Below are 24,430 nucleotides of genomic sequence, written 5' to 3'. Positions count from 1 at the left end.
TTTAAACCAGCCTTTTGTCTTTTGCAACCTGTATGGCTTCGGACTTTGAATTCACATTGAGCTTGCTGTAAATATTTTTAGTATGGGTTCTCACCGTTTCTATTTCGATGAACAACTCTTTTGCAATCTGTCCGCGGTCTTTACCCGTGGTCATCAGTTCCAGGATTTGGGTCTCCCTTTTGGTGAGCGGGGAATCCGGATTTCTTTGTAAAGAAAGGATCACTGTTTTAGCCACATCAGGACTCATCGGGCCACCACCCTGAACCACATCCCTGATGGCTTCAATCAATTTGGCTGTAGGCGTATTCTTAGTGAAATAACCGGAAGCACCATTTGCCAGGGCATCAAGAATGGTCTTTTCAGTTTCATAAACCGTAAGCATAATAATGTAAACATCCGGCAGTAATTTTTTGAGGATCGGTAAGGCATCAATACCATTCGTTCCGGGAAGCTGAATATCCAGTATGATGACATCAGGATTGTCCCTGCCAATTTTATTTCTTGCCGAATCAAAAGATGGATAGGTCGCCACCACCGTATAAGGGGAGGTATGGTTAATTAAATAAGCATAACCCTCCCGGATAGTCTGGTCGTCTTCGATGATCACGATTCTTGGTTCCGGCTGACTATACATTTGTAGCGCGCATTAGCGTGGAAAGATTAACCCTTAGCATGATCTCTGTACCGGACTGATCCGAATTGATATTTAGTTTTGCGTTGATTCTCTGTGCTCTCACGTTCATATTGTTTATTCCATGCCCATCCATGGAGGCTGCAGCATCAAGTCCTTGTCCATCGTCTTTAACCCCGATTTCGAGCACCCCATCCTGCACTGTTGCTGAAAAAATAACCACTCCGGCTCTGGAATGTTTCAGCGTGTTGTGTATCGCTTCCTTAAAGATCATCAGCAGGTTCCTGCTCATGTCTAACGGTAGTTTTCCGTCATGATGATTCAAATGAATGTGATCTTCAAACCGGATCGGAGTGCTGTTAAACATCTCCTTTCCGAATTCCCGGATGTGCTCCAGCAATTCGCTCAACTTATCGTTTTTAGGATTTAACGACCATAATATATCCTTGGTACCCCTATATAATTCATTCACATTGTCGTTGATCTTTGAGATGATATTCCTCTTTTCAGTATCTTTCTCATCAATCATACTGCTCAATACTTCTGATAAGACGGAGATACGGGTCAGTTTGTTACCAAGATCGTCATGAAAATCTTCAGCAGTCTGTTTTCTCACCTTAAACTGCTCTTCCAGCTTGATCTTTAACCTCAGTTTCCGCTTACGTTCTTTCAGGTTGATGATGATATAAACGGCCAGAAGAATGAGCAGGACAATGAGCACAAAGATAAACAATCTGAATACACCGGTCTGATAATAGGGGGGAGTAATTTCAAAAGTAAAAGAGGCCGCATTGAGGGAAGAAGTGCCGCTCTTTGTAATGGCCTTTACCTGAAAGGTATACCTGCCCGGAGGAACAGAAGTAAAGTTCATGGAGGTATTGCTGATGGTCTCACTAAACTTGGCATCCAGTCCGATTAAGCGGTATTGGTAGAGTAATCCGTCCGGATTGGTTAGGAAAATGCCTGTAAAATTGACGATAATATTGTTTTGCTGGTAGGGGAGTGTGATGATCCCGCCCAGGTCTTCTGCTTTAAAAGTTGTTTGTTGCTTTTGCTGATTTCCCCTGTTTTGTGCAAAGGCCGTCACAGAATTAATGTAGATATAGGGTTTGCCGGATTTTGGAATATAGGAAGCACTGTTGTAAACAATGGCCCCCTTGGTCGTGCCAATCCAGACTTTGTTTTGATCCTGAAGAATCGCATTTTGATTGCACTCTACGAGTAATGCCTGTTCATTGTTATTTTTGATCACGCTGAAATCACTGCTGTTGATCTTATTGATGCCTTTCCCTGTTCCCACCCAGATGATGCCCTGGTCGTCGGCAAGCATGCTGTAAATGTGATCTGAGGCTAATCCATCACGGGTATTGATGGCCCTGGTCTTTCCTGTTTTCGGGTTCCATACCAGCACCCCATTATCTGAGGTTCCGAAAAGAACGGAACCTGCTGATTTAGACATGCAAAGGATGCTGGACCCTGCCAGCTGAGGAAGTTTGAGCTGGGAGATTTCATGTTTGGAATTGATCAGATAGGCGCCATCCTGTGTTCCGACCAGGATTTCCCCCTGGTACGTTTCCAATAGCGTACTGCCAAATTGTTTGCCAATCCATTTCAATTGTTTACGCCGCTGATCCAATAGAAAACAGCCGGCATTGGTCGATAACCAGATCTGGCCACGGCTGTCTTCCAGAATGGTGTTGTAAGCTATCGCATGCTGGTCTTTGACCATTTGCTCCATGCGCTTGCCGTTGTACCTCCAGAGGCCACCATATACGGTTCCTATCCAGATGTTTTTCGCCCGGTCATTGTACAGGAAGTTGATGTTCCTGCTGCTTTCCATATTGGAAGGAATGCTGATCTCTTTGATCTGACCTTCTTTATATTGAAACAGACCACCATAGGTGCCCATCCATATTTCGTCCGCTGAAGGGCCTTTGGCCAGACTCATGACGATCTTACTCCTCAATCCCTGGGACTCATCAAAAATGACATAGCTGCGGTCAACAAATTTAAATAATCCGGTGCCATCTGTAGCCAGCCAGATGTTGTTCTCTGCATCCTTAAAAATGGCATTCACCATGTTGTTGCTGAACCCGTTCTTTCCGTTGAAATGAATCAGCGCAGTATCTGTCAGGTAATAGGCCCCGTTTGCAGCACCAATCCAGATATTGCTTTTTGAATCCTGTTCTATTACTTTGAATTTTCCAGAAACGTATTGAGATATCTTGCTGTTTTCTGCGGCAAAAAGTCCCTCACTAGTCAGAAACCATAATTTGTTCCGGTGAAACCTGTCGCTGAAAAAATCGGTAATGTATAAGTTCTTTAACTGATCATTGAGGGGGTGTGGTCTCCATTTTTCATTTTCCAGATAGAAAATGCCCTTTCTGAGTACGGCAATGGCTACTTTTCCATTGTCATCTACCCTTAATGCGGTTACATTATCGTCGGCCTCCGGACTGATGTTCAGGAACTCGGTTCCGGTTTCACTGGTCTTGAAGAGTTTTGTTGAGCTGAGCCCATATACGATTCCCTCATGACTGGTGACCAGTTTTCCTACCCATTCCTTAGTCTGTTTATAATTGTTGAATTTCTGTCCGTTAAATTTGGAAATTCCCCAGGCAGTTCCAACCCATATTTCATCATTTTTATTCAGGCTAAGCGCCAGGGTAAAATTGTTGTTTAAACCATTCGTCTTGGTATAACTACAGAATTGCTTTCCATTAAAACAGCTGACCCCACCAAGGGTAGTGACCCATAACCTGCGCTTGCTGTCCTGAGTAATGGCCGTAACCTGTGATTGCGTTAAGCCGTCTTCAATGTCGTACTGACGGAAGTTATAGCGCTGCGAAAAACTGTATAAACTGTTAAACAGCAGAAGTAATCCAATGAAAATAATCTTTTTGTAATGCAATTTGGTGGGAATTCAGAGTTTAAACCAGTGTAAATATATTTATCCCTGCACAATTAAAAAATACCCCTTAAGGGGTGATATTTTGTGGAAAATGAAATATACCCCCTGAGGGGGGAACAGACAGTGATTCAGCAATGTTAATTTTGTTAAATAATTTACAAAAGAACTCATCTTCGCAGGTTTTTTACTATGGATTTCGAACAAAAATATAAAGTAGTCTATGTGACGGACATCAGAAGTTCGCTGGATTTCTTTATGAAAAAGGTCGGGTTGAAAAAACAGGAAGAATTGAACATCCCAGGGAGAGATTGTGCGGTATTGGAAATGTTCAATGGTGATTTTCTAATGTTGCTGCAAAATGAAGAATTGGAAACCGCTCCGGTTGTTTTATATACGGATGATTGTCTGAGAGACCATCACCGGCTCAAAGCAGGACGGGTGGATGGTTTAACGGAGCCTGTTTACAGGGCAGATGGGGTGGCCATCGAATTTCCGGATCCCTGCGGCAACAGGTTTGTATTATTGGAAGAGAGAGATTATACCGATGCCTAATTAAAGAAGAGATGAAGTATCAGAGAACACTGGTCAACAAAAATGAAGTCATAATTGAATCTGCCTATGATTCTTTTCATCCGGAAATTTCCGGCAGGTACGCCATTGACATGATCTTTAGCGGATCTGCCGATTATACGGCTTCCGGACGTGACCTGACCCTTTTCTCCGAAAACTTCATCTTTTTTAACCAGCAAACTGCTTATACTAAAAGGATCAACTCTCCGTCGAAAGTCCGCTCTATGTCGGTGTTGTTCGATCCTGATTTTGTGAGTGATTTTGAATATTCAAGAACGGCGGGCGATAGCATCCTCCTGGATGATCCTGAAAATTACAGGAAAGAAGCACCGGTTTTTGTAGAGGCCATTTATCCTTTGCAGGGAAATATGAAGTTTAACATGCTGCATTTGAAAAAACACATCGACCAGGGAAGTACCGATGCTTTGATGCTAAGCAGTTACCTCGAACATTGCCTAATCAATTATTATGAGATTTATCATTCTGAGGTGATCAACAGAGAAGCTTCCCTGAAATTCCTCAGCCATACCACCAAATCTGAAATCTTAAGAAGACTCTCCATTGCCAGGGATTACATCATCAGCAATTACAATAAAAATATCTGTCTGGAAGATATTGCCAGAATTGCCTGCCTGTCTGTAAATCATTTCCTTCGTACTTTTAAACAGGCTTACCAGCAATCACCACATCAGTTTTTAACGAGCATCAGATTGCAGCAGGCGAAATATTTTCTGCGCAATACGGATTACCCGATCAATGAAATTGTAGATATTGTTGGTTTCGAATGCCCAAGCTCATTTATCCGTCTGTTCAGGAACTCTTTTCAGGTAACTCCGGGACAGTACAGGTAACCTTTTTATTACCATTTCTTCTGGCTAAAAGTGTTTTTAGCATATTGATATTCAGTTGTTTATCTGAACTTTAATAAAAAAAAATATCTCATGAAACACAAGCTAACAATGTGCATGGCAATACTGTGTATTGGTTGCACTTTCGCCTTCGGTAAGTCTTTTGAAGACCGCCCCCCAAAGAAGAATCTAAACAGCAAACCAGTTGATGTAGTTGGCGCTTTCATTGATGCTAATCTGCATACGGATGCGAAGCTGTTTGACCAGGTGATGAGTGAGGATGCCTTCGTCAGTTTCTGCAATGGAAAAAAAGCGCAGAAGCAGCACAAAGCAGATTTATTGGCATTCTACAAAAAAATGGGACCAACAGACCTTAACTGCGATTCAGATTACGAAGTTTTATCGAGCAGCGGGAATGTGGTGATGGTACGTGTTGATTTTAAATTCCCTACATTTTTACAACGTAATTTCCTGACGATTGAAAAGAATGAGCAGGGACTTTGGCAAGTTACACAAGTAAATAAATTTAACGAAAACCGCTAGATTGGTGATTTTCGCCTATCGCAGGGGGATGATGGAGGCTATATTTGTAGCAGGATGATCCACATATAAGTTCGGATGAATTAGATTTGGGTTAGTTAATAGTAAAAAGTCATCTCCGATTAGGAAGATGACTTTTTTTATAACCCGGGGTCGCCGGGTTAGTCCCCTATGGATCATGCAGGATTTAAAAAAAAACATATAAAACAGAAAAGAGAAACCCTGAAGTTTCTCTTTTGTATTAAATTGTTTTTCTGATTTAAGACTGTGTTTTGAACTGACTTCCAAGTCTTTCGAACTTTTCAATCAGCAGGGCGATTCTTTCCCTGTCTTTTTTGATGACTGCCTTGCGGACTAAAGTGGAACAAAAGATCATCCATAAAAACGAAAAGAGGACGATGAGGATCTGTGCCCATAGTTCCATATAAGTCACCACTTCGATGAGGTATAACCCAACGCCCAGTGTCAGGGCAACTGCATAGATCCAGTACATTTTGTTGTAAAGGCTAAACCTGCTCAGCTGGTATTGTTTCAGGCTCACCAGAAATTCGTTGGGATGTGTCGTGAAATCATTTCTGGAAATCAGGCGGTGTCCCTGAATTAAAATGATGGTCAATGCGGCAATAGCCAGCAGAACAATCATTATTCCGGCATAGGTAGTCCAGGACTGAAAGTTGATGAAAAGACATAGACTGCCAACAGCGACAAAAGAGGTGACCATTCCTGCAATGTTAAGTATCGATCTGTTGCTGATGGAGCTTACTTCCTTTTTTGCCTGTGCCAACATTTCATCTGAAGAGATCTTCACCTCTACAGAATGCGATTGCCAAAGCGATTGTATATGATCAAATTCTTGCATGCTGATTGTATAATTCTGTAAGTTTTAATTTAATGCGGTGGATTTTTACCCTTAGGTTTCCCTCGCTAATCCCTGATATCTCCGCGATCTCATGGTAAGGGAGTTCATCCAGCACCATGGTAATGATCAAACGGTCATTTTCTTCCAATTGAGAAATCGACTTGTAAAGTAAGGCCACCTGTTCGTTCTTTTCAGAAAATTCCTCAGGCCGGGTTTCGATAATATTGTCGGTTAATTCATCTTTTGCCTGTCGCTTTTCTGATCTTAAATAGGTAAGGCAGGTATTTACGGCAATCCGGTAAATCCAGGTAGAGATCAGCGACTTATTCCTGAATTTGTCCAGGTTTTGCCAAACCTTTAAAAAGGTTTCCTGGAGCAGATCATTGGCGGAATCCTCATCCCCGGTATACCCGTAGCATAGGTGGAATATTTTCTTGGAGTTAGTGTCAAAGATTTGTTTAAATAACAGGTCTTTCTCTTTCAATATGCGTCTTTTTATTATTGGTTTAGATATAGGCAGGGGCCATTTGTTACAAAATGCAAGGTATAAAGTTAGTTCCTTTATCAATAATATTTAGAGAATAATTTAATTGTTGTAGTTTTACAGGCTGTACAATTACTTTAAAAGCTTACGATGTCAAAGAACAACAGGTTAACATTTTTCATTTTTCTTGCCTTAATATTAGGGATCGCTCTCGGGTATTATTTAAATGTAAATTCATTTAAAGACTATAATGGAGACATTACCAAAGCAGAGGTCAGAATAAAAGGCATAGAGGTCAAATTAAACAACCTGAAAGACACGACTGTTGTTCAGTATGCAGAATTAAACGTTCAGAAGGTTGCTGCCCAGAAGGCCCGTGTAGAAGCGGAAAAGGTCAGAGAGAAAAAACTGGAGCCGCTTACCTTATTGAGTGACATTTTCCTGCGACTGATTAAAATGATCGTTGCACCGCTGGTTTTCTCTACGCTTGTAGTAGGCGTAGCCAAAGTAGGGGACATCAAGGCCGTTGGAAGGATTGGCGGAAAAACCATGTTATGGTTTATGAGTGCCTCGCTTTTATCATTGGTACTGGGAATGATCATGGTGAACATCTTTAAGCCTGGCGAAGCGATGCAGCTGCCTTTGCCTCCGAGTAATGCAGATACCGGGATTCATAAAGTGGCGGTATCCCTTAAAGATTTCATCTCTCATATCGTTCCTAAGAGTATGACGGAGGCGATGGCCACCAATGAGATCCTGCAAATTGTAGTTTTCTCTTTATTCTTTGGGGTAGCCACCGCTGCGATAGGGGAAAAAGGACAAGTGATCATTAAATTCTTTGATGCGGTAGCGCATGTGATCTTAAAAGTAACGGGGTATGTGATGAATTTTGCACCTTTTGCGGTGTTTGGGGCGATGGCCGCCATTGTGGCCAAACAGGGGCTCACTGTCCTGTCCACCTATGCGCTGTTTATCGGGGAGTTCTATTCGAGTATGTTATTGCTCTGGATCCTGTTGATTTTTATCGGTTTTACGATCCTCAAAAGCAGGGTGTTTAACCTGATGAACAGAATGAAAGAACCGGTGTTGGTGGCTTTCAGTACGGCGAGCAGTGAAGCTGCTTACCCAAAAACGATGCTTCAGCTGGAACGTTTCGGTTGTAAAGAGAAAATTGTAAGTTTTGTATTGCCCCTGGGTTATTCTTTTAACCTGGACGGCTCTATGTTATATATGACATTTGCTTCCTTATTTATTGCACAGTCTTATGGCATTCATTTGTCTTTTGAGCAACAGGTCTCTATGTTGCTGATCCTGATGTTAACGAGCAAAGGAATTGCAGGTGTGCCAAGAGCATCTCTTGTGGTGATCGCAGGAACGATCGCTTCTTTCAATATCCCGGAAGCAGGTCTGGCTTTACTGATTGGCATCGATCCTTTACTGGATATGGGAAGATCGGCAACTAACGTGATCGGAAACAGCATCGCTACTGCGGTAGTGAGCAAGTGGGAGGGAGAGCTCTCAGAGCCGCTGGATTAGCCTTAAAAAGAATATTATACTAACAACAATAAAATAACATGAGTAGCAAAGCGAAGAAAATCTTCCTATTATTAACCATTGTCGTCCCTTTCCTGGCCTATTGTGTCATTTATTACACGCCAATGTTTCGTAATGCACCGTTCAAGTCGACAGAATTCGAATCTATTGATTTTAGTTGGGGCTTAGGGAATAATCTGGAGAACACTTATAATTCTAAAACAGGGGATTATCAGTATGTGGACGGGAAAGACTCGGTGATCAAAACAAATGTAAAACTACGGCCGAATGACATGCTGTATTTACATAGCAAAGCGGCAGAAATTGGTTTCTGGAATTTCCCGGAGATCATTGCCAACCAGGGAACGAACCTGGATTCTTCGAAAGTATTGCGCTATGTGATCCAGTTCAATTATAAGAAGAAATCTAAAAAGGTGGTCTATCTGACTGATTACGTAGAAATCCCCAAATTGAAGGGCCTTGCAGAGCAAATGAAAACCCTTGTGTCACAGAGCATCAACGACGCAGAAGAAAGGTATGGAAAGAAAAAATAAATCTGTTATGGATTTAGAATAATTAATTCTATATTTGCACCTCGATAAAAAAATAAACAGTTTAAAATAATAATTATTTAACAATGTACGCAATAGTAAATATAGCAGGACAGCAATTCAAAGTTGCAAAAGACCAGCACCTTTTTGTACACCGTTTGCAAGGAGATGAAGGCGCTAGTATTGAATTTGACAATGTATTGTTGGTTGAAGATGGTGGTAAAATCACAGTAGGAGCTCCTACTTTGAAAGGTGCTACGGTTTCAGCTAAGATCGTGTCTCATTTAAAAGGTGATAAAGTAATCGTTTTCAAAAAGAAACGTAGAAAAGGTTACAAAAAGAAAAATGGTCACCGCCAGTACTTCACTAAAATCCAGATCTCTGGTATCAGTTTATAATTAGTTGTTAAACAAAAGAATTGCCGGAATATCAGGTGATTTGTAAAATATAAAACAAGATGGCACACAAAAAAGGAGCCGGTAGTTCGAGAAACGGACGTGAATCGCATAGTAAACGCTTAGGTATTAAAATTTTTGGTGGTCAGGTAGCTATCGCTGGAAACATTCTGGTACGTCAGCGTGGTACTAAACATCATCCTGATAAAGGAGTAGGTATTGGAAAAGACCATACTTTATTCGCTTTGGTTGATGGTACCGTAATCTTCAAAAAGAAACAAGATAACAAATCATACGTTTCTATCTTGCCTTTACCGGTAGTTACTGAAGAAGTAGCAGAGACAAAAGCGCCTGTAGCTAAAGCTGCAAAAGCTGCTGCTCCAGCTACGGAAGAAGCTGCACCGGCTAAAAAAGTACCTGCAAAGAAAGCAGTTAAAGCTGAAGAAACTAAATCTGAAGCAGCTGAAGAAGCAGCTCCGGCAGAATAGTAAAACATTAAAATATAGAAAAGGCCACGACTTTATGTTGTGGCCTTTTTTTGTGATTATGAAGTCGCTTCTGTTCGTTTGTTCTTAATTTGTACCAATTCCTGCTCCAGCTTTGCCAATGAGTTGGTGAAGCTTTTTAAAGTGCTTTCCAGGTCTTTAATCAGCAGGTCAACCCTCACTGTCGGCTCTTCAGTTTGCACTCCGCTAATGCCATGTAAAAGCCATTCATAACTCTTGCTATAATATCTGGCAATACTATGTAAAGTATGGAAGGAGGGGTATTGATTTCCAAGTTCTATTTGGGAGTAATTGCTTCGGGATAAATTTAGTATTTCAGCTATAAATGACTGAGAAAGGCCATTTTCTAATCTTAAATCCTTTATCCTGTCACCAATATCCTTCTTTGATAGAATTTCTTGCATAAGTAATATATATTTCGTTGATTTGTGATGAGTACGAGCGTTAATTCTTTTGAATGTAAGGCAATTATAGCTCCATAAAGTTCGTCAAAGTATCAGTTTATAATAAATAAGGTTTAATTATGTTAATGCTAAAGCTAGGAAATGAATATCAGGTAAATTGTATTTATGCCGATTTATGTTCATTTAGTGGCATAAAAGACGTCAAACATGCCAATTAGAAGGATGTGCGAAAGCGCAAACAGTTCATTTTTCCTCATTGATAAAAATTACAAGCTTGCATTTTTCAAGATAGAGTCCCAGCATAATCTTGGCGGCTTTCTTGCTAAAAGTCCCGAAATTGGGGATTCTGCTGTGGAAATGATTGCTCAGAAATACAGGAAGAATTTTCAAAGCCTGTTGGGAAGGTGCTTCCTTGGGCATAGTTTCAGCATAGAGCAACGCTTCGCGATAGAGGAATCAACGGATCTTTTTCTACAGATTATTTTTACCCCTTTATCCAAAGAAGGGGAGGAAGATCAGGTCATTTGTACCCTGATTAACAATACGGAGATCCTGGGGCCGATGCAAATGCTGAGTGAGTATTCACACCTCACCTCGCATGAGTTAAGGGCACCGATTACCAATATTTTAAGCCTCTCCACCATCACCAATTATCATCCACTGGAATCTTACGATATTCTGAAGATCAATCAGTTGCTGGGCGACATCAACCTGCAGGCGTTAAAACTGGATGAAATCATTAAAATGCTCAACTCCATGCTGCACCAGCAGGAAAATACGGATTTGTTTGATGCATTGAATGATAGAGGAGAGAACAAACATATTGTGTTGGTGGACGATGATGTCATCACCAACAGGTTACATCAGATGTTGATCAGAAAGCACCATAGTGATAAGAAGATCGCACTTTTTGATGATCCTGAAATTGCATTGGGCTATATTAAAGAAAACAATCCCGATCTGATCCTGCTGGACCTTCATATGCCGGAGATTGATGGCTGGAAGTTTCTTCACATGATGGAGGAACACAATATATTTATCGATGTGGTCATCGTTTCTTCTTCGATTGACCCAAGAGAACGATTAAGGGCAAAGTCTTTTATGTGTGTAAAGGACTTTTATGTGAAACCACTCACCTCTGAAAAAGTAAAGCAGCTATTAGAAGATTAACTTTGTCTTCTAATAGCTGCTTTATATTGTTTTAAGCTGATTTTAAAGCGCCTAGTGCTCTCTGTTCATCAATTGATTAGACAACAGTATCAATTCTCTTTTACGCTCTTCAGGGACCGCTAAAGCGCTCAGTGCATTAAACGCTTTTTCAGAATAATTTCTCATTTCTGTGGTGGCCAGTTCCCTGATGTTGTATTTGTTATACAAAAGGGTGGTATTGCTGATTTTATCTTCAAAATCCTGACTTACACTTTGTTTCTCGAGTTCCTGCAAGTCTGAATCTCCGGCAAGCTCTTTTAGCTTCAGCAGGAGTAAGGTCTTTTTATTGGCAATGATGTCTCCGCCAACCTGTTTTCCGAACTTTTCCGGATCACCATAAACGTCAAGAATATCGTCCTGAAGCTGGAATGCAATCCCTATGTTTTCTCCGAACTGATATAGCTGTTCCGCTTCCTCTGCTGTTGCACCTGCCACCTGGGCACCTAATTTCATGGCACCCCCCAGCAATACTGCTGTTTTCAGGCGGATCATATTGATGTATTCCTCAATGCTCACGAAATCACGTTCTTCAAACTCCATATCGAGCTGCTGGCCTTCACATACCCCCTGTGCAGTGGCATTAAAGGTGTTCAGCGCATCTTTTAGAACCGCTGTATCCAGCATAGAAAGGTGTTTGTTGGACTCTACCATCATTACATCACCACTGAGAATGGCATTGTTTACCCCCCATTTTTCATGTACGCTTGGTTTACCTCTTCGCAATGGGGCATTGTCCATAATATCGTCATGGATCAACGTGAAATTGTGAAAGGTTTCTATGGCCAGGGCTGCAGGAATGGCTTTATTAAGGTCCGCCCCGAATAAATCAGCGGCCATCAATACCAATGCTGGTCTTATTCTTTTCCCTCCCAGGCTCATGATATAACTGATGGGCTGATAAAGCCGCTCAGGATGTGAAGGATATGGAACGTTCTGAATCGCGTTTTCTATGATTTCTTGTAATTGGGCAGGAGTATACATTTTTTGCAAAGGAATTTACCGAAGTATCTGTTTTATATTATTGTATTAAAGAAAAATCTATCTGTCTTTTCGAGAGGTCTACTTTCTTGACTTTTACCTGTACTTCATCACCCAGCTGATAAGTTTTCTTTTTACGCTGTCCGATGATACAGTAGTTCTTTTCGTCAAGTACATAGAAATCGTCTGCCAGGTCCCTCAGGCGAATCATGCCTTCACATTTATTTTCTACCAGCTCGACATACATTCCCCATTCGGTAACCCCTGAAATGATCCCCAGGAAGGTATTACCAATGTTCTCTTCCAGGTATTCTGCCTGTTTGTATTTGATGGAAGCGCGTTCTGCGTCTGCAGCGCGTTTTTCCATAGAAGAGGAGTGGGATGCTGCTACTTCATATTCTTCGGCATTTGCCGATTTTTCGTTGTTCAGGTAAGCCGCAAGCAAGCGGTGTACCATCACATCAGGGTAGCGCCTGATTGGGGAAGTGAAGTGGGTATAATGGTCAAATGCCAGGCCGTAATGGCTGGTTTTCTTAGTCGTATATACTGCTTTCGCCATAGAGCGGATCGCAAGCTGTGTTAATACATTCTGTTCCTTTTTGCCTTCCACATCTTCCATCAGGTAATTCAATGATTTCGCAATGTCCTTGTCGGATTTCATATTGATCTTATAACCGAAACGTGCGGCGAAGAGTGCGAAATTACCCAGATTTTCCAGGTTTGGCGAATCATGGGAACGGTAGATAAAGGTATATTTCTGTTTTCCTTTTCCTTTCTTGGCGATAAATTCTGCTACCTTTTTATTGGCCAGTAACATGTAATCTTCAATGAGTTTATGAGCGTCTTTACGCTCTTTAACGAAGACACCAATCGGCTTTCCGGTTTCGTCCAGTTTGAATTTTACTTCCGTACTCTCAAAGCTGATGGCTCCGTTTTTAAACTTCTTGTCCCTTAAAATATAAGCCAGTTCATTTAATTTAAGGATTTCTTCTGCATGGTCGCCGGTCTTGGTTTCGATCACTTCCTGAGCTTCTTCATAGCTGAAGCGCCTGTTGGAATGGATTACCGTTCTTCCGAACCATTCGGTAATGATGTTGGCTTTATCATCCAGTTCAAACACTGCAGCGAAGCAGAGTTTATCTTCATGAGGACGCAAAGAGCATACCCCATTACTTAAGCGTTCAGGAAGCATAGGGATTACACGGTCTACTAGGTACACGGAGGTCGCCCTTCCGTAAGCTTCTTTGTCCAGCGGAGAGTTAGGGATCACATAATGAGAAACATCGGCAATGTGTACGCCGATTTCATAGTTTCCGTTTTCCAGTTTCCTGAAGGAAATCGCATCATCGAAATCTTTGGCATCTGCCGGGTCAATGGTAAATGTTACGGTATCCCTGAAATCCTTACGGCCTTTGATTTCTGCTTCAGTAACCTGTTCAGGAATCGCATTGGCCTCTTTCTCTACCTCTGGAGGGAAGCTTAATGGGAAGCCATATTGCGCAAGAATGGCATTCATTTCTGTATTGTTCTCGCCTTGTTCACCAAGGATCGTAATGATTTTACCAATCGGGTTTTTCGCGCCATCAGGCCAGTCGGTAATGCTAACCTGGACTTTTTGTCCGTTTTTAGCACCGTTAAGATCGCTCAAAGGAACAAAAATGTCCTGCATCATTTTGCGGTCGTCGATATTTACAAAAGCGAAACGGTCGGAAATCTTGATGACCCCAATGAAGTCGGTTTTTGCCCGTTCGATAATCTCCACCACTTCACCTTCATTTTTACGTCCGCTTTTCTTAGCGTAGATGTAAACTTTTACCTTATCGCCATGTAAGGCATTGTGAAGCTTTCTGGAAGAGACAAAAACGTCTTTCTCGAACTCATCGTCGGGAATGATGAAAGCTGAACCATCAGCGGTCATGTCTACTTTACCTGTAAGGTATACCTTCAGGTCTTTTAAGCGGAACTTTCCTCTTTCAGGTTCTGCAAATACCCCTTTACGGGTTTGTTGTTTTAGTATGTCTAAGATGGTTTCTTTCGAAGCGGTATCCGTAATGTTTAATTTTGCAGAGACTTGTTTGTAATTTAAAGCCTCTTTATTGCTTTTCTCCAGAACATCGCTGATTAATTGTATTAAAACGAGTTCTAAGTGAGATGATTTATTTTTTGCCATAGTATAGATATGAATCTTTCGAAGGTAACAATTTGAACTGAAAAAGCGACCGAAACCCTAGTTAAATGTGTTTAAGAGGGATTTGAAATGACAGTTTGGTAGGGATCTTCTCCGTCACAAAGTAAATAGTCATAATTTTCAAAGGTGCTGATCTCTTTCATTAATACCTGCTCACTAAGTAAGTCTGCTCTGACCTGATGAATATCTTCCTCAATTTCAAAAATAACTTTGGTATTGCTGTCAAATTTAATTGCCGGAGCTCCATCCTCCAGGTATTGACCACCAATTTTGTGCAATCCAATTTTGCAGTTGCCCGATCCTGGAAGCAACTATTCCGATTGATATTCCTCCAGAATCTCAAGTTTTAAAATGTCAACATAAAAGGATTTAAGTTTGTCAATATTCTGAACAAAGATGATCAACGTTTCAAAATTTAGTTTCATTGCAAAAAGCTTTAATTAAAGACCATTTTCAGCAAGAGAACGGGGTTTTCATTGTCGTTTAATATTAGCATATTTATGGCATATTTCTATAAAATATCTTTAATTAAATCGGGAACTATCATCATATGGACGTTACTCCATTCATCATCAGAAAAGCAACCCTCGAAGACACAAATGGGATTTTTGAACTCTATAAAAGGGTCAGTAAGGAAATCGGTGGCCTTGCCCGGATAGAGAAAGAAATCAGCAAAACATACATCGAAAACTTTAGCTATAAATCATTTGATAACGGATTGCAGTTTGTAGTTACTGAAGCATTAAATGAACAGGCAATTATAGCCGAAATTCATTGTTATCAACTGGAACCAGGTGTCTTTAAACATATTTTATCTGAATTGACGGTTGCAGTACATCCTGACTGCCAGGGGAAGGGTTTAGGGAGACGGCTTTTTCAAACTTTGCTGGAGGAGATTCGATTCAACAGACCAGATATTTTAAGAGTGGAGCTCATTGCGAGGGAGTCTAATTCAAAAGCGATTCAGTTATATGAACAACTTGGTTTTAAAATAGAAGGAAGGTTTGAAAACAGGATCAATAATGGTAATAATTCGTTTGAAGCCGATATTCCGATGGCTTGGTTTCCTTCAAAAACACGTTAGATTTTAAGCATTCTGCTTGGTAACATCCGGGAATTAAACTGTTCCGACAATTTTTTATACATTTATTGGCGACCAGATTTGAATGTCATATCTAAAAACGGTCTGACTTCTTTATGAACAACGAACAATTCACATTCATTAAAACGGATAAAAAGCTGATAAAATTATATTTTGATGATATCACAGTGATCAAGGGTTTAGGGAACTACGTGGAAATTTCAACAGTAAGTGAAAAGAAATATGTGTATTACAAATCACTCAGAGATTTGATAGAGAATTTGCCTAATGAATTCATGAGGGTTCATAATTCTTACATTGTGAATATGACTAACATAGATCTTTTTGAGGACAATCATATTTTTTTAAAAGGGCAGAAAGTTGCGGTAGGCAAAAGCTATAGAGATTGCTTACAGTCTACTTTTAATAAGTTTTTATTGTAATCTACATCAGAAAAACAACCAACCGGATAATAACACTGTACGTCAGCATAAAAAAATTTAAGGCACATTTAATTATGGTTTAGTTTGCTCGGAATCGAAAGACTAAACCATAATTGAATGAAAATACTTTTTTACATCATGTTCCTGTTTCCCCTAACCGGGTTTGCCCAGATTTTCATTTCCGGTAAAGTGTCAGACCGGAATAAAATGCCCATTCCATTTGTTAATGTCCTGATTAAGCAGGATTCATTACTTATTGCCCAAACGACAACAGATACGCTGGGGAATTATAGGGTGAAAATTAATAAGGCCGTTTCGCATGATCTCTTCTTTCAGGATATCAATTTTAAAAGACAAAGGTTATCATTGTTGATTGCTAAAGATACCATAGTGAATGTCGAGCTTGAAGAGGTCAGCAATAAATTAAATGAAGTCCTGATTAGTTCAAGGAAAAACCTCATCGAAAGAAAAGCAGATAAATATGTGATAGATGTTGCCAATAGTGTCACGGCGATGGGAAGTGATGCCTTTACCTTGCTTGGAAAAACCCCGGGCGTAAGGACTTCATCGAGGGAAATTGGTCTTGTCGGGAAAAGTGGGGTTATGGTGACAATTGACGGCAAAGTACTGCAGTTATCCGGGGAGGATTTGGTAAGTTTTCTAAAAACCATTCCCTCCAGTGATATTGCTAAAATTGAAGTGATCACCAATCCATCGGCAAGTTACGAAGCGCAGGGGAGTAGTGGGGTACTGAACATACTGACGAAGAAAAACAGTCAGGAGGGCTATAGTGCGACTGTGAACCTGAGCTATAAGCAACACCGGTACGCAAATTTTAATGAGAATGCCAGTGTCGTTTTCAACAAAGGGGGCTGGAGCTTGAATGGGGGACTGTCCTTTGCCTCCGGAACAGATTTGGAAAGAAACGAGATTGATACTTATTATCCCGGCCAAACCTGGTATCTCCAGGGAACGGGTATCGATAAGAACCATAGTTTCAATTCCAATCTGGATATTCAATACCGTATTTCAGATCAAACACAGGTTAACTTTAGCTTTTCAGGTGCAAATAAAAAATCTGATAAAAAGACGAATTACACGACTAATATTTTTAATATTAACCAGCATCTGGACTCAATAAGTAACGGTATTACTGCCCTGGACAGGAAAAACAGGCAGTCCCTCTTTGGTTTTCAATTGAACCATCGCTTTAATTCCGATGGGAAATCACTAGCTGTAGTGACAGAATGGTTAGACAGGGGCGAAAATAGAAACCAGAATTTGTGGAGTCAGAATTACCTCAGTTCTACTGAAAACCAATTGGGCAGCCAGTCTGAGGCAAGAACTGAAAACAAAGCAGGTTTAGGGGTATTCACGATCAATACAGAGCTGAAACTTCCTTTTGACGGGTATGAACTGTCTGTTGGAGGTAAGGCTACCTTTATCAATTTGAGGAATAATTCGAAAATATTTGAAGGCTTAAACGGTCAATATGTTTTTAATGCCGCACAATCGCCTGTTTCTACTTATAGAGAGAATAGACAGGCGGTGTTTTCAGATCTAAAAAAGACATTTGATAAATGGAAGTTTCAACTGGGTTTGAGAATGGAATATACGCAGACCAGAGGGCTGTCTGCAGCCATTCAAAAAACTTCTTTCCAAAAAGATTATTTACAGCTTTTTCCCTCATTAAGTATAGGGTACAGTCTGAATGAAAATAATAATTTTGATCTGACTTATGGAAGGCGAATAGACAGGCCTGGTTTTAGGCTGTTGAATCCATTCAGGGTATATGTTAATGCCTATGATTATTGGGAAGGGAATCCTTTCCTGAGGCCATCATTGACCAACAATCTGAGTATTTCCCATACTTTTCATCATTCTTTCATTACTACTTTTTCTTATTCAAATACCAAAGATAATTTTGAACAGATTGCTGTTTTTCAGCCGAATAACGTTGTTGCTCATCAGGCATTAAATTATATGAATACTAGTGTGTATCAGTTAATGTTAACCAAATCAATCCGCACAACAGGATGGCTGGAAAGCAATGTGCAATTGCAAGGGTTTTATAAGGAAAACCTGGCTAAAATCAACTCTATATCAGATACGAAGCTTAAAGGATGGTATTTCATGATCAATAACCAAATTCTGTTTAATGAGGCAAAAACCATCTCGGCAGAACTGAATTTCTGGTATCAATCTTCAAATATAGAGTTAGAAGCAATTTACGGGAAACAATATAACCTGGATTTGGGCTTGAAGTTTTTACTGTTTAAGAAGGATCTTAGTTTAGGACTGAATGTTTCTGATGTCTTAAAATCTAATTCGCAGAGGTTTTCCACCCGGGTGAATGCGATTCGTCAGAATTTTTACAACTACTGGGAGCCCAGATTTTTTAGATGGTCATTACAATATAAATTTGGAAACAAAAAAATCAAATATGACAAACCAAATCGTTCGAATTCAGAAGAAGACAGAAGGTAAATCACGGAAGTCGGTATTTACCACCCCATTCACTCAATTGCTTAAAAATTGGCCCGAATGCTAATGCCATCTCTGTAAGTTCATATTCTACCCTTGGAGGAACTTCGGCATAGACCATGCGTTTAACGAGTCCGTCCTGTTCCATTGCACGTAACTGTAAGGTGAGCATACGCTCTGTCATATATGGAAACTCTTTTTTTATCTCCCCGAATCTCATTTTTCCGGATTCCAGTTTGCTGATGATCAATATTTTCCATCTGCCGTTGATTTTGTTGACAGCATAGGTAAGATCACATTCAATGATGTGTGCTTCATTACGGGTATAGGTCGAGTTTTTCTTTCGGGCTGCCATTACTTACAAGTTTGTTCGTACCGCACAATTGGCTGTAACACAAGTAAAATTAGATGCTTCGGACTACTTTTACAAAGGAATTTCTGAAAAATATTTTTTAACCAGATTGCTTTAGCGGTAGTCACTTTAATTATAAAATTATGGATCTCTATTTAAATGGTCAAACAGCAGTAGTGACTGGCGCGAGTCGGGGATTAGGACGGGCGATTACAAAAGAATTGGCCGCCGAGAGAGTGAAAGTCTTTGCAACAGGAAGAAATGAAGATTTACTGGATAGTCTGAAAACCGAAATCAGGGAAACTGGCGGCACAGAACCGGTTATCTTTGTTCAGGATTTTGTTGCTGCTGATGCCCCCGAAAAGATTGCTGCTGCAGCATTGTCCAGCTTTGGATACATTGATATTCTGGTAAATAACGCAGGTCGCAGCCGTCCATTGGATGTGATCGGGGCGGAAGAAGAATGGGCTGCATCGATGACACTGGATTTTGATCGCCACCGGCAACTAACGCAACAGCTTTTGCCTCAGTTTATGGAGCGCAGGCATGGCGCGATCCTGAACATTACCAGTACCTATGAACTAAGGTCCGTCAATGCTTCAGCTGTTGCTAAAGCGGGAATAGTGGTCTGGTCCAAGCAATTATCAGGACAATTGGGGAGATATGGCATCCGGGTCAATTCCCTGCAACCGGGACTGATAGACACGGAAAATATCCGCCGTTTCTTTACTGATGAACAACGTAAAGCATATGCGGAGCGGGAAATCCCTCTTGGAGATTTCGGCGAAGCTCAGGACATTGCCAATATGGCTGCTTTCCTGGTGTCTCCGAGGGCGAAATACATCACTGGTACCGTAGCCGTTGTGGATGGTGGAGGACGTCATTACGCTTTTTGATCAACCATGGAACGTTTTTTTACCTGAATAAAATCACACCATGAATTTTGTACCTTTGCTTTTACCGGAGGAAATGAGGCTTTTTTATTAAAAACTCCAGTTTAAAATGATAGAAGATAAAGAAAGACAAACAGGGAAGGAGTTACTAATGATCCTGGGCAAAGCGTTAATTTGCCTGGTATTGGTTTATTTTTACATCAGTAATCCGGAGATTTATACAGAATTTCCGACGCTGGATAAAATTGCAGATACTGCCATTCTTTTTTTAGGACCAAGTCTAATTATCTCTATCCTCCGGCTGATTGTTATTTATTGGTACATTAAAAAACACAAGCTAAAAAAGAACATCAAGGATAACTTTATTCTTGGGATAAACAGGGTGGTTTCTATCCTGAATACCGTCGTTTTTGCGATTGCATTTACCTCTTTCTTCGATGTCGATCCAAAAGATCTGATTTTTAGTGTTTCCATTGTTGCAGCTGCTCTGGCAGTAACGTTTAAAGATTACATTGCCAATATGATCAATGGTCTGATCATTATGTTTTCAGACCGTCTTTCCCTGGGCGATCATATTCGTTTAGGCGAGCATGAAGGAAAGATCCTGGACATTACCCTGATCAATATGATTCTTCAGAATGAAGATAGTGATATGGTGATCATTCCAAATTCTGTAGCTTTTAGCTCTGTCATCATTAACCAGTCTAAACAAAATACGAAGAAACTCAGTATTGAATTTGATATGCCTTTGAAAAATGGATATACGCCCGCTTTTCTCGAAGAATATCTGAATAATGCGATTGCCAATAATACAGAAAACGTGATGGAAGGTGGGCTGTCGGTAAAGACAATTGCCATCAATAAGGATGCCGCCATATTTAAAGTAATGGTACTGTTAAAACATTACGATAAAGTTAAAGAAAGAGTGGTCAGGCGTTTGCTCAATACCGCTTTATTACGTCTTGCTGCCGGCCAGGACGAACTGGAAGTCCATTAGAGATTTTATCTGCCGGGAATTGCTGCAATCAACCTTTTAGTATACTCGGCCTGTGGACGGTTGTAAATATCTTCCGGAAAACCCGCTTCTTCTACTTTGCCTTTATTCATCACAATCATCCGGTCAGAAATATGTTTCACTACGGAAAGGTCATGTGAAATGAAAATATAGGTCAGGCCGAAATCCTGCTGCAACTGGCGCAACAGGTTCAATACCTGTGCCTGTACGGAAACATCCAGCGCTGATACCGATTCATCACAAATGATGAATTTAGGCTGAAGTGCCAATGCCCTTGCGATCACAATTCGTTGGCGTTGCCCACCCGAAAACTCATGCGGATATCTGTTAAAGTATTCCGCTTTCAGGTCTACCCGTTCCAGCAATTCGAGCACATGTGCTTTTCGCTGTTTGTCATTGTCAAATACCCCATGCACCTGTAAAGGTTCCATTAGTGCATTGCCGACCGTTAACCTGGGATTTAAAGAAGAATAAGGATCCTGAAAAATAATCTGTACCTCTCTTCTCATTTTCCTTAGCGCAGTTTTGTTCAGGGAAAGAATGTCTGCCCCTTCAAATAACAAGGCTCCCGAAGTTGGCTCAACAAGCCTGAGTATGCTTCTTCCCAGCGTGGTTTTTCCACAACCGGATTCTCCAACGAGTCCCAGTGTTTCACCTGGGAAAATATCAAAGGAAATGTCATCAACTGCTTTAACAAAGTCGGTGGTTTTGCCAAATAAGCCCTTTCTTATCGGATACCAGGTGCATAGATTTTTGACCTGAAGAATAGGAGCCTGTGCATATAATATTTTTCTGCGCGCTGCAATTTCCTGGAGGGTATAAGCATTATTTTCCAGTAAATGGGCGACTGCCATTTCTTTATTCTCGTTTAGAAAATCGGCAACAACAGGTAGTTTCTTTAATAAATGTTTCGGATCAGGTCTGCAGGCGAGTAGGCCTTTGGTATAAGGATGTTCCGGCGATTCAAATAAATATTTTGCCGGCCCTTGTTCAACAATGTTTCCTTTATACATCACTGCTACCTCATCTGCAATTTCACGGATGACGGCAAGGTCATGGGAGATAAAGATCATGGCCATCTGACGTTCTTCTTTTAACCTCAGCAAAAGCTCCAGGATCGTTTTTTGAACGGTTACATCCAATGCGGTGGTGGGTTCATCAGCGATTAGTAATTCCGGATTACAGCTCAGCGCCATGGCAATCATTACCCTTTGTTTTTGTCCGCCGGAAAGCTGATGCGGATAGCTTTCAAAGATCTGCTCAGGACGGGGGAGCTGCACTTCTTTAAACAATTCGATGGTCTTCTCCCGGGCTTCGCTTTTACTGGTATGCTGATGCAGGATGATCGCCTCCTGAACCTGATAACCACAGGTAAATACAGGATTTAGTGAGGTCATGGGCTCCTGAAAGATCATGGCGATTTTATTGCCTCGGTATTTTCTGATCTCTGCAGGAGATAAAGCAAGCAGATCTATTTTATCGAATTCGATGTCGCCGGTAATTTTTGTGCTTTCCGGATCGTGGAGCCTCATGATAGAAAATGAAGTCACCGATTTTCCAGATCCTGATTCCCCGACTATTCCGAGAACTTTTCCTTTTTCCACTCTGAAACTAATGTCGTTCACAGCTTTTTGCCAGGATTTGTCTTCTTTATTCAGGAATTGTATGTCGAGGTTTTTAACGTTTAGCATCTGACAACCAAGGTAGTGTTTTGATCTTAAAAAAATTGAGATCAAGATAGGCAATTTTATGGCCTGAATTCCGCGTTATTGTGTTATTTTTGCAAAATGGAAAGAGAAATTCTGGATACCAAGCGTAAAGCTTTGAAGATTAACTTAAACCCTAAGATCTACGGAACCTTTGCAGAGATTGGTGCAGGACAGGAAGTGGCCCGTAACTTTTTTACCGCAGGGGCTGCTTCAGGAACGGTTGCTAAAACCATGTCTGCTTACGACATGACCTTTAGTGATGCGATCTATGGTGTTGAAGAATCAGGGAGATATGTGAGTCAATCCAGGTTATTGAAAATGCTGGGCCATGAGTTTGCCTTGTTAAACGAAAGGTTAAACGGAGAGAAATACGATGACCGTACTTTCTTTGCCTTTGCAGATACGGTAACAACTTTAAATTACAACAAATCAAATGATCCGCATGGCTGGATCGGAATCCGTTTCCAGGCGGAGCCGGGAGGGGAGCCCAATGAAATCTTTTTCCATGTGAGGTTACTCGATACCGATGCTGCCTTGCAGCAGAATGTATTGGGGATTATTGGTGTAAACCTTGTTTATGCTGCTTTCTACTATAACCAGGATCCGAAAACAATGATCGAATCTCTGGCAGATAACCTGACTGTAGGTTCTGTAGAGATCGACTTAATCTCTGTAAACGGACCTGCATTTAAGAACATCAATAACATCCTTTTGAACCTTTACCTGATCGTGAAGGACTTCTCGGATGCCGCTATATTTGATTCCCTGGGTAATCCTTGTTTACCTAAGGACCTTTTGTACAAAAAGGACATCATGATCTTGCGGACCAAATATGCGCAGAAATCCAATCCTAACTTTAGCATGTTAAATAAGGCAGTGGATCAGTTTGTGCACTCAGAAAGTGTCAGCAAAGAGAACTTAAGTGTTTTGATTGAAGTACTGATGTCGAATGTATTGAGCTCAGGAGATGAAGAACCGGAAAGCTTTGATCTGGAGGCGGTGGCCAAAAGAGCAGAAGATATGTGTAAAACAGGCAACCTGGTGATGGTCTCTAACTTTACAAGACATAACAAACTGGCCAAATATTTAGACCGTTGTAAGCCAAAAAGTGTGGGGATCTCTACGAACATCAACAACCTTAAATTTGTGTTCAACTCCAGCAATTTCGGAGAGAATTATTCCAGTCAGCTTTTGAGTTATGTGAGTGATATGTTCAGCAAGAATGTGCGCTTATTCGCTTACCCGTTTTTAGATAAAAAGACCAATACGGTGATTACGAGTGCCAATATGCCGGTAACACCGGATGCAAAGCCACTGTTCGACTTCCTGATTCTGAACGGATATATCGCCGATATCAGGGATTACAGTGAAGGAGATGTGAAAACGGTTTAAAGGTAAGCGTCTTTGATAACAACCGCCATCAGCCTTTCCGGATGTTCTATGTGCTTAAAGCCGAATTGTTCATATAATCCATGAGCATCCATGGTGGCGAGCATGTATCTTCTTAACCCTTGCAGATCAGGGTGGAAAAGCATGAGGGACATCAGCTTTTTTGAAAGGCCTTGTCCGCGGTAGATCTCGGAAACATAGACATCGGCAAGGTAAGCAAAGGTCGCCTTATCCGTAATCCATCTGGCAAATCCAACCTGCGCTGAATCTTTATAGATTCCAAAACAAAGCGAATTGTCTATAGACTTCTGTACTGTTTTTAAGGGGATGTTCTGCGCCCAGTAGGATTGGGTGCTCAGGTAATGGTGGACCGCAACAGCATCTATTTTCTGTGGGTCGTCTGAATAAATAAAACCACTGTCAATAATTTCCATGAGTATCGGTTTATACTTATAAA

Annotated in this window: 25 protein-coding genes; 14 read left to right on the top strand and 11 right to left on the bottom strand. The window is 40.9% G+C overall.

Going from position 1 to position 24,430, the window contains the following annotated elements:
- Position 1 precedes the first annotated feature (1 nt).
- Both BLQ87_RS08465 and BLQ87_RS08460 read right to left on the bottom strand, forming a co-directional pair.
- Positions 2-634: a response regulator transcription factor gene (locus BLQ87_RS08465; RefSeq protein WP_074605739.1), complete on the bottom strand. Its 633-nt coding sequence runs from the start codon at positions 632-634 to the stop codon at positions 2-4.
- Entirely contained in the window at positions 627-3,542 is a 2,916-nt protein-coding gene (locus tag BLQ87_RS08460; protein WP_143010385.1) for a sensor histidine kinase, read from the bottom strand. Before BLQ87_RS08460 ends, BLQ87_RS08465 begins: the two co-directional genes overlap by 8 nt.
- Positions 3,543-3,731: 189 nt before the next feature.
- Here BLQ87_RS08460 and BLQ87_RS08455 point away from each other — a divergent pair, with 189 nt between their 5' ends.
- The 3 genes from BLQ87_RS08455 (at position 3,732) to BLQ87_RS08445 (ending at position 5,503) form a co-directional block, all read left to right on the top strand.
- On the top strand, positions 3,732-4,094 hold the full coding sequence (locus BLQ87_RS08455) for a VOC family protein (protein ID WP_074605737.1): 363 nt from the start codon (positions 3,732-3,734) through the stop codon (positions 4,092-4,094).
- A gap of 11 nt (positions 4,095-4,105) precedes the next feature.
- Positions 4,106-4,963 (top strand): helix-turn-helix transcriptional regulator, encoded by an 858-nt coding sequence (locus BLQ87_RS08450; RefSeq protein ID WP_074605736.1) that lies wholly within the window; start codon positions 4,106-4,108, stop codon positions 4,961-4,963.
- Positions 4,964-5,053: 90 nt separating this feature from the next.
- Positions 5,054-5,503, top strand: a complete 450-nt coding sequence (locus BLQ87_RS08445) for a nuclear transport factor 2 family protein (RefSeq protein ID WP_143010384.1) — start codon at positions 5,054-5,056, stop codon at positions 5,501-5,503.
- A gap of 256 nt (positions 5,504-5,759) precedes the next feature.
- Here the strand turns inward: BLQ87_RS08445 and BLQ87_RS08440 are convergent, their stop codons facing one another.
- The gene (locus tag BLQ87_RS08440; RefSeq protein WP_074605734.1) at positions 5,760-6,359 is read right to left on the bottom strand and encodes a hypothetical protein; all 600 of its coding nucleotides are present in this window, start codon (positions 6,357-6,359) and stop codon (positions 5,760-5,762) included.
- Entirely contained in the window at positions 6,346-6,843 is a 498-nt protein-coding gene (locus BLQ87_RS08435) for an RNA polymerase sigma factor (RefSeq protein WP_074605733.1), read from the bottom strand. The genes BLQ87_RS08440 and BLQ87_RS08435 overlap by 14 nt, the downstream gene beginning before the upstream one ends.
- A gap of 150 nt (positions 6,844-6,993) precedes the next feature.
- Here BLQ87_RS08435 and BLQ87_RS08430 point away from each other — a divergent pair, with 150 nt between their 5' ends.
- The 4 genes from BLQ87_RS08430 (at position 6,994) to rpmA (ending at position 9,810) form a co-directional block, all read left to right on the top strand.
- Positions 6,994-8,379: a dicarboxylate/amino acid:cation symporter gene (locus BLQ87_RS08430; protein ID WP_074605732.1), complete on the top strand. Its 1,386-nt coding sequence runs from the start codon at positions 6,994-6,996 to the stop codon at positions 8,377-8,379.
- A gap of 38 nt (positions 8,380-8,417) precedes the next feature.
- Positions 8,418-8,930, top strand: a complete 513-nt coding sequence (locus tag BLQ87_RS08425; RefSeq protein ID WP_083361766.1) for a hypothetical protein — start codon at positions 8,418-8,420, stop codon at positions 8,928-8,930.
- A gap of 83 nt (positions 8,931-9,013) precedes the next feature.
- A complete protein-coding gene (rplU, locus tag BLQ87_RS08420; protein WP_074605730.1) occupies positions 9,014-9,325 on the top strand; it encodes a 50S ribosomal protein L21 in 312 nt (103 codons plus the stop codon).
- Between the two features lie 59 nt (positions 9,326-9,384).
- Positions 9,385-9,810, top strand: a complete 426-nt coding sequence (gene rpmA / locus BLQ87_RS08415; RefSeq protein WP_074605729.1) for a 50S ribosomal protein L27 — start codon at positions 9,385-9,387, stop codon at positions 9,808-9,810.
- 56 nt (positions 9,811-9,866) lie between these two features.
- Here rpmA and BLQ87_RS08410 read toward each other — a convergent pair whose 3' ends face one another.
- Positions 9,867-10,232: a helix-turn-helix domain-containing protein gene (locus BLQ87_RS08410; protein ID WP_074605728.1), complete on the bottom strand. Its 366-nt coding sequence runs from the start codon at positions 10,230-10,232 to the stop codon at positions 9,867-9,869.
- Between the two features lie 207 nt (positions 10,233-10,439).
- On the opposite strand from BLQ87_RS08410, the gene BLQ87_RS33180 reads away from it, so the two are divergent.
- On the top strand, positions 10,440-11,402 hold the full coding sequence (locus BLQ87_RS33180; protein ID WP_083361765.1) for a response regulator: 963 nt from the start codon (positions 10,440-10,442) through the stop codon (positions 11,400-11,402).
- A gap of 51 nt (positions 11,403-11,453) precedes the next feature.
- Here the strand turns inward: BLQ87_RS33180 and BLQ87_RS08400 are convergent, their stop codons facing one another.
- The 3 genes from BLQ87_RS08400 to BLQ87_RS08390 all read right to left on the bottom strand — a co-directional run bounded on the left by BLQ87_RS08400 (position 11,454) and on the right by BLQ87_RS08390 (position 14,885).
- Positions 11,454-12,422 carry a polyprenyl synthetase family protein gene (locus tag BLQ87_RS08400; RefSeq protein ID WP_074605727.1) on the bottom strand — a complete coding sequence of 323 codons (969 nt, stop codon included), beginning with the start codon at positions 12,420-12,422 and terminating at the stop codon, positions 11,454-11,456.
- 37 nt (positions 12,423-12,459) lie between these two features.
- Positions 12,460-14,589: a ribonuclease R gene (gene rnr / locus BLQ87_RS08395; RefSeq protein ID WP_074605726.1), complete on the bottom strand. Its 2,130-nt coding sequence runs from the start codon at positions 14,587-14,589 to the stop codon at positions 12,460-12,462.
- A gap of 71 nt (positions 14,590-14,660) precedes the next feature.
- Complete coding sequence (locus BLQ87_RS08390) at positions 14,661-14,885, bottom strand: hypothetical protein (protein WP_143010383.1); 225 nt, start codon at positions 14,883-14,885, stop codon at positions 14,661-14,663.
- Positions 14,886-15,157: 272 nt separating this feature from the next.
- Between BLQ87_RS08390 and BLQ87_RS08385 the strand changes: the two genes are divergently transcribed.
- The 3 genes from BLQ87_RS08385 (at position 15,158) to BLQ87_RS08375 (ending at position 18,618) form a co-directional block, all read left to right on the top strand.
- Positions 15,158-15,691 (top strand): GNAT family N-acetyltransferase, encoded by a 534-nt coding sequence (locus BLQ87_RS08385; protein ID WP_074605724.1) that lies wholly within the window; start codon positions 15,158-15,160, stop codon positions 15,689-15,691.
- Between the two features lie 113 nt (positions 15,692-15,804).
- Positions 15,805-16,131: a LytR/AlgR family response regulator transcription factor gene (locus BLQ87_RS08380; RefSeq protein ID WP_074605723.1), complete on the top strand. Its 327-nt coding sequence runs from the start codon at positions 15,805-15,807 to the stop codon at positions 16,129-16,131.
- Between the two features lie 117 nt (positions 16,132-16,248).
- A complete protein-coding gene (locus BLQ87_RS08375) occupies positions 16,249-18,618 on the top strand; it encodes a TonB-dependent receptor domain-containing protein (protein WP_074605722.1) in 2,370 nt (789 codons plus the stop codon).
- Position 18,619: 1 nt separating this feature from the next.
- Here BLQ87_RS08375 and BLQ87_RS08370 read toward each other — a convergent pair whose 3' ends face one another.
- On the bottom strand, positions 18,620-18,970 hold the full coding sequence (locus tag BLQ87_RS08370; protein WP_074605721.1) for a winged helix-turn-helix transcriptional regulator: 351 nt from the start codon (positions 18,968-18,970) through the stop codon (positions 18,620-18,622).
- Positions 18,971-19,110: 140 nt separating this feature from the next.
- On the opposite strand from BLQ87_RS08370, the gene BLQ87_RS08365 reads away from it, so the two are divergent.
- Positions 19,111-19,863, top strand: a complete 753-nt coding sequence (locus BLQ87_RS08365) for an SDR family NAD(P)-dependent oxidoreductase (protein ID WP_074605720.1) — start codon at positions 19,111-19,113, stop codon at positions 19,861-19,863.
- Between the two features lie 106 nt (positions 19,864-19,969).
- Positions 19,970-20,857 carry a mechanosensitive ion channel family protein gene (locus BLQ87_RS08360; RefSeq protein WP_074605719.1) on the top strand — a complete coding sequence of 296 codons (888 nt, stop codon included), beginning with the start codon at positions 19,970-19,972 and terminating at the stop codon, positions 20,855-20,857.
- Between the two features lie 5 nt (positions 20,858-20,862).
- On the opposite strand, the gene BLQ87_RS08355 is transcribed toward BLQ87_RS08360, so the two are convergent.
- A complete protein-coding gene (locus BLQ87_RS08355) occupies positions 20,863-22,566 on the bottom strand; it encodes an ABC transporter ATP-binding protein (RefSeq protein WP_074605718.1) in 1,704 nt (567 codons plus the stop codon).
- Positions 22,567-22,662: 96 nt separating this feature from the next.
- On the opposite strand from BLQ87_RS08355, the gene BLQ87_RS08350 reads away from it, so the two are divergent.
- Positions 22,663-23,976 carry a nicotinamide mononucleotide adenylyltransferase gene (locus BLQ87_RS08350; protein WP_074605717.1) on the top strand — a complete coding sequence of 438 codons (1,314 nt, stop codon included), beginning with the start codon at positions 22,663-22,665 and terminating at the stop codon, positions 23,974-23,976.
- Here BLQ87_RS08350 and BLQ87_RS08345 read toward each other — a convergent pair.
- The gene (locus BLQ87_RS08345) at positions 23,973-24,407 is read right to left on the bottom strand and encodes a GNAT family N-acetyltransferase (protein WP_074605716.1); all 435 of its coding nucleotides are present in this window, start codon (positions 24,405-24,407) and stop codon (positions 23,973-23,975) included. The two genes, BLQ87_RS08350 and BLQ87_RS08345, sit on opposite strands and share 4 nt — an antisense overlap.
- Between the last annotated feature and the right edge of the window lie 23 nt (positions 24,408-24,430).

It is taken from the genome of Pedobacter steynii, from assembly GCF_900103665.1.
GTDB lineage: Bacteria > Bacteroidota > Bacteroidia > Sphingobacteriales > Sphingobacteriaceae > Pedobacter > Pedobacter steynii.
This window is presented reverse-complemented; position numbering and strand designations above follow the sequence as displayed.